Raw genomic sequence first — 8,297 nt, forward strand, 5'->3', positions numbered from 1 at the left:
CAGTGTGGCGTTCGCGCTTCAAGCGACGATGCGCAGGCACTGCCCGGCGTGGTAGAGGGTGAAGCCGCTTTCGTAGGCGGTGCTCCAGAGCGGCTTGGCGCGTAGTGGGCGGGCGCGGCGGATGGGTAGCGGCAGCAGGCCGTCATCGCCGCTGGTGAGGTAGCGGGCGAAGCCCTGGCCGACCACCGTGCCGGTGGTGATGCCGCGACCGTTGTAGCCGGCCGCGGCCAGGATGCCCGGCGCCGGCTCGAACAGGCGCAGGGTGTGGTCCGGCGTGAACCCTACCTGGCCCGTCCAGGTGCATTCCCAGTCCACCTGCCCCAGTTGCGGGAAGTAATGGCGCTGCACCCGATCGGCCCAGCAGCGCAGGAACGATGCCGGCTTGCTGTCGCCGCAGCCCAGGCTGCCGAGGATCAACCGACCCTCGGCGTCGCGACGCATGCTGCTCAGCACTGTCCGGGTATCCCAGGCCCCCTGGCCTTCGGCCAGGATATCGCCGGCGACGTCGTCGGGCAGCGGAGGAGACGCGACCTGGTAGAAGTGCCCGCGGAAGAAGTGGTCGCGCACCTGATTCCAGTGCCCTTCGGTGTAGGCATTGGTGGCGATCACCAGGCGCGGTGCCCGGATGCTGCCCAGCGGCGTGTCGACCCGCCAGGCGTCACCGTCGCGCTGGATGCCCTCGGCGGCGCTGTGGGTATGCAGGCTGGCGCCCGCCGCATGGGCCGCTCGGGCAAGCCCTCGAGTATAGGCCGTCGGATTGAGGGTGCCGGCCCGTCGGTCGAGCAGGGCACGATGGAGGCGGGGCGTGCCGACGCGTCGCCGGCACTCTTCTCCCTCGAGCAGCTCGACCGGTGCGCCGCGCCGCGAGAACTGTTCGAAGCGGCGGGCCAGTTCCTCGGCGCCCTTGCCGTTGTGCGCGAGGTGCAGGGTGCCGGTCCGGGTGTCCTGGCAGTCGATACCGTGCCGGTCGATGAGCGCGAAGACTTCGGCGGGGGCACGGCCGAGCACCTCGTTGGCACGCTCGCCGTTTTCCGGGCCCAGGGCCTCGAGGATATCGTCCGGCGGGATCCACATCCCCGCGTTGACCAGGCCGACACTGCGCCCGGAGCCGCCGCTGGGGATGTCGCCCGCCTCCAGCAGCACCACCGAGACGCCGGTCTCGGCGAGATGCAGGGCGGTACTGAGCCCGGTGATGCCGCCCCCGATGACCGAGACGTCGGCCCTGGCCTCGCCTTCCAGGCGTGGGTATTCTCGTTGCCGTTCGGGGGAAGTGGACATCCAGATACAAGCCGATTTCATGCTGCCTCCCGGGTAGCGTCGTCGACGTTCGACCAGTCGTAGAAGCGTTGCGGGTTGCGCTGCAGGGACTGGCGCTGCACGCCTTGCCATTCCCGGATCTCCGGGGCGTGTTCACTGTCGGGATGCAGCGTCAGCCAGTGCTCGAGATCCCGGAAGGCGCGTGGCGAGTAGGGTTCGAAATCGCCCTGAGAGTGAAGCAGGGACAGTTTTCGTTCCTCGTGGCGCATCGAGACGATCAGGGCATAGCCGGCCACGCCCCACAGGGCAATGATGGACGCGAGCATGACGATGATGGCGGACAGGCTCATGATGACTGACCTCCTGTGGACGTGGCGACCTGGGGTGTGTCATGGCGACGGTTCATGATCCACATGCACAGCGGGATCATCAGGGTCAGCAGGACCAGGCCGCTGACTGTCTTCCAGGGCGTCTGACCGAGGTTGGTGTAGAGGAAGTAGGCCATGATGCCGAGCATGATGGCGGGAATCTGGTAGCGCACGACGAGTTCCCAGATGCGCGGCACGTAAAGGTCGGCGCCTCGGTTGAGGCTCAGCACGCGCAGCCGGTGGGCATCGAACTTCCAGCCGATGGCGATCATGATGATGAAGGTCGCCAGCGGCAGCCCCCAGTTGCCGACCACGAAGTCCAGGTAGCCGAGGATATTGGCGTTCATGGCGCTCGGGATGCCCAGCAGCCAGATGATGCCGCAGATGGTCAGCACGGCCTTGGTGCGGCTGGTGTTGCGCTCCTCCCGGTAGGTGGTGACGCCGACCTCGGTGATGGCGATGGCGGTGGTCAGGTTGGCGAAGAAGAAACCCATGAAGAACAGCAGGGCCCAGAGGTAACCGCCCGTCATGCTGCCGAAGGCATTGGCCAGGGCCACGAAGGCCAGTTCGGCGCCGGAGCTGGGCGAGATGCCGAAGGCGAAGACGATGGGAAAGACGGCAAAGATGGCGAGCAGGCCGAAACTGGTGTTGCCGATCGCCGTGAAGATGCCGCCGCCGAGGGGAATATCGTCGTTGCGGCCGAGGTAGCTGCCATAGGTCAGGGCGATGCCCCAGCCGAGTCCGGTGGAAAATAACGCCTGGCCGAGGGCCGCCAGCCAGGTTTCCCCCCGTGCCAGGTAGGCCCAGTTGGGCGAGAAGCTGAACTCCAGGCCGGCCATGGCGCCCGGCAGCGTCACGCCCCGGATGGCGATGGCGATCAGGGCGATGGTCAGGATCGGCATCATCCACTTGGCCAGGCGCTCGATACCGCCCTTGATGCCAAGCAGCAGAATGCCGGTGACCAGCAGCATGGCGACGCTGTGCATGCCGACGTTCAGGACCGTGTTGCCGCTGAAGGCCTGCCACAGGGCGGCGGTGTCGAAGTCGGACTGAGTGAAGGTGCCGATCACGGCATGAAAGGCGTAGTAGATCGACCAGCCGACGATCGACGAGTAGTAGGACATCAGCACGATGTTGAAGATCAGGATCACCAGCCCCAGGCCGACGAGGCGGTTATTGCCGTAGAGCTTGCGGAAGGTGCCGATCAATCCCTGCCGGGTATAGCGCCCGAGGCTGGTCTCGCCCATCAGGCCGGGCACCGCGATCAGGTAGAGCAGCAGGAAGTAGGCGATCAGGAAGGCGCCCCCGCCGTTCTCTCCCGTCACGTAGGGCATGCGCCAGATATTGCCGGCCCCGACCATGGCGCCGACGACGGCCATCAGGTAGCCGAAGCGGCTACCCCATTGTTCTCGAGAAATTGTTGTTGTCATCTGTGGACTCCATGACACGTCCTGGGTGGTCGGGCGTGCCGGAAACCGGCCGCATTCTTCGGGAGGCCGGGCACGCCCGCGCAACGAGGCGCCACCCCGCGACCGGGACGGCGACGCGCGTGATCAGTCGAACTTGATGCCCTGAGCCAGTGGCAGCTCGCGGGAGTAGTTGACGGTGTTGGTCTGGCGACGCATGTAGCTCTTCCAGACGTCGGAGCCGGACTCGCGGCCGCCGCCGGTCTCCTTCTCGCCGCCGAAGGCACCGCCGATCTCCGCGCCGCTCGGCCCGATGTTGACGTTGGCGATGCCGCAGTCGCTGCCGACATCCGAGATGAAGGCTTCGGATTCGCGCACGTCGCTGGTGAAGATGCACGAGGACAGCCCCTGGGGAACGTCGTTGTGCAGGGCCATGGCCTCGTCGAAGTCGCGGTAGCTCATCACATAGAGGATCGGGGCGAAGGTCTCGTTCTTGACCAGATCGTCCTGCTGATCGACCTCGACGATGGCCGGGGTCACGTAGTAGGCGTCGGGATACTGCTCGGCGAGCCGGCGTTCGCCGCCGACGACGCTGGCGCCCTGCTGGCGCGCCTGGTCGAGCACGGACTGCATCTGGTCGAAGGCCTGGGCATCGATGAGCGGGCCGACCAGGCTGCCTTCCATGGGGTCGCCGATGGTCACGCCGGCATAGGCCTTCTTCACGCGCTCGACGACTTCGTCGCGGATCGATTCATGGACGATCAGGCGGCGCAGGGTCGTGCAGCGCTGCCCGGCCGTGCCCACGGCGGAGAACAGGATGGCGCGAACCGCCATGTCGAGATCGGCGCTGGGCGCCAGGATCATGCCGTTGTTGCCGCCCAGCTCGAGAATGCTGCGGCCGAAACGAGCGGCGACCCGAGGCGCGACCTCGCGACCCATGCGGGTGCTGCCGGTGGCGCTGATCAGCGGCACGCGCGGATCGTCGGCCAGGCGCTCGCCGGCCTCGCGGTCTCCCGTCATCACCTGGCTGAGGCCTTTGGGCGCCTCGTCGCCGAATTCGGCCATGGCGCGCTCCAGCAGCGACTGACAGGCCAGGGCGGTGAGCGGGGTCTTCTCGGAGGGCTTCCACAGCAGGCTGTTGCCGCAAACCAGAGCCAGAGCGGCATTCCAGGCCCAGGGCGCCACCGGGAAGTTGAAGGCGGTGATCAGGCCGATCGGCCCCAGCGGATGCCAGCTTTCGCGCATGTGGTGACCGGGGCGCTCGGAGGCGATGGTCAGGCCGTAGAGCTGGCGCGATTGACCGACGGCCAGGTCGCAGATGTCGATCATCTCTTGCACTTCGCCGAGGCCTTCCTGGTAGATCTTGCCGCACTCCAGGGTGACCAGTGCACCGAGATCTTCCTTGTGGCGGCGCAGTTGCTCGCCGAACAGCCGAACCAGCTCGCCGCGACGAGGAGCGGGCACCTGGCGCCACTGCTCGAAGGCGTGCTGGGCGCGTACCACGCGGGCCTCGACGGCATCGGCGCCCTCGAGACGGATTCGGCCGAGCTCACTGCCATCGGTGGGTGAGGTGACCGTGAAGTCGCCCTGGCGGTAAGTGTCTACGGAGACGCCGAGGCGCTGCATGAGGGATTCGATCATTCTTCCTCCTACTGTTCATTTCTGGGTGCGGAAAACGAAACCAGTATTGGCGCGGTGCTTGACGCCCTTCAAACGACGTTTTATATGGAGGTTATTCCTTTTTTTCTGGTCGGAGCCGCGCATGACAAGGAGTGATACATGAAGAGGAGAAACGCATGAGCCGTCGCCACCTGCCCACCCTGACTGCCATGCAGTGTTTCGAGGCCTCGGTGCGGCACATGAGCTTCACTCGTGCCGCCGACGAGCTGAACCTGACCCAGAGTGCCGTCAGCAAGCAGGTGGCCCAGCTCGAGTCGGTGCTCGAGCACCCGTTGTTCCGGCGGGTACGCAAGCGGCTCCAGGTCACCCCCGAGGGTTCGCTTTACCTCACCGAGGTGCGCAAGATTTTGGCGCAGGTGGAAATGTCCACGCGCTACATGCAGTCCTACGGCGGCCAGAGCGAAGTGCTCAATGTCACCACCCTGCCGACCTTCGGAGCACGCTGGCTGATTCCGCGGCTCAATGGCTTTCGCTTCCGGCATCCACGGGTCTACCTGAACATCGCCAACCGCTCGGAGCCCTTCGACCTGGAGGAGGAGCGCGTCGATGTCGCCTTCTTCTTCGGCCACGGCGCCTGGCCCCGGGCCGAATGCATCCGGTTGCTCGACGAGGAGATGGTGCCGGTCTGTGCGCCGGCTGCATTGCCTGATGGCGGCATCCAGGAGCCGCTGGCGCTGACGCGGCTGGTGCTCTTGCAGAGCGCGACACGCCCCGAGGCCTGGCACGACTGGTTCGAGGCTCAAGACTGCTATACCGAACACAGCTACCACGGGCCGCGTTTCGATACCTTCTACATGGCCCTGCGTGCGGCCCGGGCCGGTTGCGGCGTGGCCCTGGTGCCGCGTTTCCTGGCCGAGGAGGAACTACAGGCCGGCCTGCTGACGATTCCCTGGTCGTTCGGCCTGGCCAGCCGGGATGCCTATTACCTGGCCTACCCCGAACACAAGGGAGAGGTCGCCAAGGTGCGTGGCTTCATCGACTGGATACTCGAGCATCGGGATGGCCCCGGCGGGACTCCCTAAGCAGTGTTTCCCTAACGTGATGTGCCGGCCGGCGTATCCGCCTCGGCACACGCCAGCACATGGGCGACGAAGCGACGCACCCGGGAGAGTTCGCCGAGGTGCTCCGGGTGCACCAGGTAGTAGGCGTCGGGTCCCTTGAGGACGTGGGACCAGGCCAGGGACAGCCGGCTCTCGGTCAGCTCGGCGTCGACGAAGAAGCGCGGCACCAGGGCGAGTCCGCCGCCGCTCATCGCCGTGCGGATCAGCATCTGGAAGGTCTCGAAGCGCGTGCCGTGATAACTGCGGTCGGTGGTGATGCCTTGATCGGCGAACCAGCGGTGCCAGGCATCGGGGCGGGTAGAGAGATGCAGCAGGCGGCACTCGGCCAGGTCGGCGGCGCTCGTCGGTCGCTGACGGGCCAGGTAGTCGGGTGCGCCGACCGCGACCACCTCCTCGTCGAACAGCTTGTGGCACTCCAGATTCGGCCAGCTGCCATGGCCGTGGAAGATGGCCACATCGATATCCTCCTGATCCAGGTCGAAGGCCTCGACATGGTCGCGAACGCTCAGGTCGATATGCGGATTGGCGTCCAGGAAGTCCGGCAGCTGACGGGCCAGCCAGCGGGCCCCGAAGGTCGGCAGGCTGGCCACCCGCAGCACCTCGCCCTGGCCGCTGTAGGTCATGATGGTATTCGCCGACATCTCGATCTGGGCCAGAATCTTGCGCACCTCGGTGAGATACAGCGAGCCCTCCGGCGTGAGTACCAGGGTGCGGCGCACGCGTCGGAACAGCTTGTGCTGCAGATACGCTTCGAGTTGTGCCACCTGTTTGCTGACCGCGCTCTGGGTGATGCTCAGCTCGTCGGCGGCACGGGTGAAGCTCATGTGCCGCGCGGCTGCCTCGAAGCACTGCATGGTGATGGTCGAGGGCAGGTGGCGTGTCGTCATGCCTGGGCTCCGCGATTCATGGATTCTCGTTCGTCATGGTAGAAGGGCGATGAACCAGGCGAGAGGCCGGATAATCGTCGATGTCTTCGACGCTTCAGCATAATGCATGACGACAAGGAATGGATAGCGCGCTTTTTTTCGTTTGAAGCCCGGAACGCGGCTCTGTTCTCATCATGGTCATATGCTCCCACAGGACGACGACATGGACCTCCCGCACATCAGTGACTCGCTCGGCATCGTGCACCCCATCTGCATTGAACGAGGCCGCAACGCCGAGGTCTGGGACGAACAGGGCAAGCATTATGTCGACTTCGTCGGCGGTATCGGTGTGCTCAACCTGGGGCATGGCCATCCCGCCGTGGTCGAGGCGGTCAAGGCGCAGGTCGGCACCCTGATGCACTCTGCCTTCAATGCCTTGCCGCATCGTGGCTATCTCGAAGTGGCTCGGGCCCTGGATGCCTTCGTGCCGGTGTCGTATCCGTTGTCCTGCATGCTCACCAACAGCGGTGCCGAGGCCACCGAGAACGCTCTCAAGATCGCTCGCGCCGCCACCGGACGCCAGGGCGTGATCGCCTTCGACGACGGCTTCCATGGCCGCACGCTGGCGGCGCTGAACCTCAACGGCAAGGTCAAGCCCTACAAGAATCGTCTCGGTGCCTTGCCCGGGCCGGTGCATCATCTGCCCTTTCCGAGCCGCGACGGTGGCGTCGATGCCGACACCGCCATGGCCGCCCTGGAGCGGTTGTTCGAGGTCGAGATACCCGCCGACGAGGTCGCCTGCCTCATCATCGAGCCCGTCCAGGGCGAGGGCGGTTTTCGCCTGTTGTGTGCCGATTTCGCAACGCGCCTGCGAGCGCTGTGCGAGGCCCACGGCATCGTGTTGATCTTCGACGAGATTCAGTCCGGTTTCGGGCGCACCGGCAAGCGTTTCGCCTTTTCCCACCTGGATGTCGAGCCCGACCTGCTGCTGATGGGCAAAAGCATGGCCGCCGGGCTGCCGCTGGCGGCGGTGGCCGGCAAGGCGGAGCTCATGGATGCCCCGCCGAAAGGTGGCCTGGGCGGCACCTATTCGGGCAATGCCGTTGCCTGTGCCGCGGCCCGGACGGTGATGGAGCTGATGAGCGAGGAGCGCCTGGCCGACTGGAGCGAGCGCCAGGAGGCGAGGGTCGTGGAGGCGTATCGCGACTGGCGCGCGTCCGGCCGCTATCCGATGCTCGGCGAGATGACCGGCGTGGGCGCCATGCGCGGCATCGTCTTCGAGGATACGCCCGGGGCCACCGGCGCCGAGCATCTGGCGGCCCTGCTCGCCGCCGCTCGCGAGGAAGGCGTGCTGCTGATGCCCAGCGGTCGGCGACGCAATGTGCTGCGCCTGCTGCCCCCGCTGACCGCCGAGCCCGAGGTGCTGGGAGAAGGGCTGGCGAGGCTCGAAAGAGCCCTGGGACGGCTGCAGCCATGATCGCCAGGCTCGGGGGCGAGAAGGGGGCGGCCACCGCCGACCGCTACCGGGCCTTCCTCGAGGCCCTGCGCGAGACCGGCTTCGCCGGCGAGATCGCCGCGGACGACGCCAACCGCACGGTACTGGCCACCGACAACTCGATCTATCAGCGCCTGCCCCAGGCAGTGCTCTATCCCCGCGAT

At 66.3% G+C, this 8,297-nt stretch carries 8 protein-coding genes; 3 read left to right on the plus strand and 5 right to left on the minus strand.

All coding sequences use genetic code 11. From position 1 onward, the window contains the following. Positions 1-18: 18 nt before the first annotated feature. From amaA to amaB, 4 genes are all read right to left on the minus strand, one after another. The gene (gene amaA, locus LU493_RS09050; RefSeq protein WP_275287464.1) at positions 19-1,299 is read right to left on the minus strand and encodes an L-pipecolate oxidase; all 1,281 of its coding nucleotides are present in this window, start codon (positions 1,297-1,299) and stop codon (positions 19-21) included. Beyond that, positions 1,296-1,607, minus strand: coding sequence for a hypothetical protein (locus tag LU493_RS09055; protein WP_275287465.1), 312 nt, complete (start codon positions 1,605-1,607; stop codon positions 1,296-1,298). The genes amaA and LU493_RS09055 overlap by 4 nt, the downstream gene beginning before the upstream one ends. Further along, on the minus strand, positions 1,604-3,055 hold the full coding sequence (locus LU493_RS09060) for a sodium-dependent transporter (protein ID WP_275287466.1): 1,452 nt from the start codon (positions 3,053-3,055) through the stop codon (positions 1,604-1,606). Before LU493_RS09060 ends, LU493_RS09055 begins: the two co-directional genes overlap by 4 nt. A gap of 123 nt (positions 3,056-3,178) precedes the next feature. Beyond that, positions 3,179-4,672 (minus strand): L-piperidine-6-carboxylate dehydrogenase, encoded by a 1,494-nt coding sequence (gene amaB, locus LU493_RS09065; protein ID WP_275287467.1) that lies wholly within the window; start codon positions 4,670-4,672, stop codon positions 3,179-3,181. Between the two features lie 155 nt (positions 4,673-4,827). Between amaB and LU493_RS09070 the strand changes: the two genes are divergently transcribed. Beyond that, complete coding sequence (locus tag LU493_RS09070) at positions 4,828-5,733, plus strand: LysR family transcriptional regulator (RefSeq protein WP_275287468.1); 906 nt, start codon at positions 4,828-4,830, stop codon at positions 5,731-5,733. A gap of 11 nt (positions 5,734-5,744) precedes the next feature. Here the strand turns inward: LU493_RS09070 and LU493_RS09075 are convergent, their stop codons facing one another. Then, positions 5,745-6,659, minus strand: a complete 915-nt coding sequence (locus LU493_RS09075) for a LysR substrate-binding domain-containing protein (RefSeq protein WP_275287469.1) — start codon at positions 6,657-6,659, stop codon at positions 5,745-5,747. 202 nt (positions 6,660-6,861) lie between these two features. Between LU493_RS09075 and LU493_RS09080 the strand changes: the two genes are divergently transcribed. Continuing rightward, on the plus strand, positions 6,862-8,115 hold the full coding sequence (locus LU493_RS09080; protein ID WP_275287470.1) for a 2-aminoadipate transaminase: 1,254 nt from the start codon (positions 6,862-6,864) through the stop codon (positions 8,113-8,115). After that, a partial coding sequence (locus LU493_RS09085; RefSeq protein ID WP_275287471.1) for a hypothetical protein occupies positions 8,112-8,297 on the plus strand: 186 nt, incomplete at its 3' end. The genes LU493_RS09080 and LU493_RS09085, both read left to right, overlap by 4 nt.

Source organism: Halomonas elongata (genome assembly GCF_029081005.1).
Taxonomy (GTDB): domain Bacteria; phylum Pseudomonadota; class Gammaproteobacteria; order Pseudomonadales; family Halomonadaceae; genus Halomonas; species Halomonas elongata_B.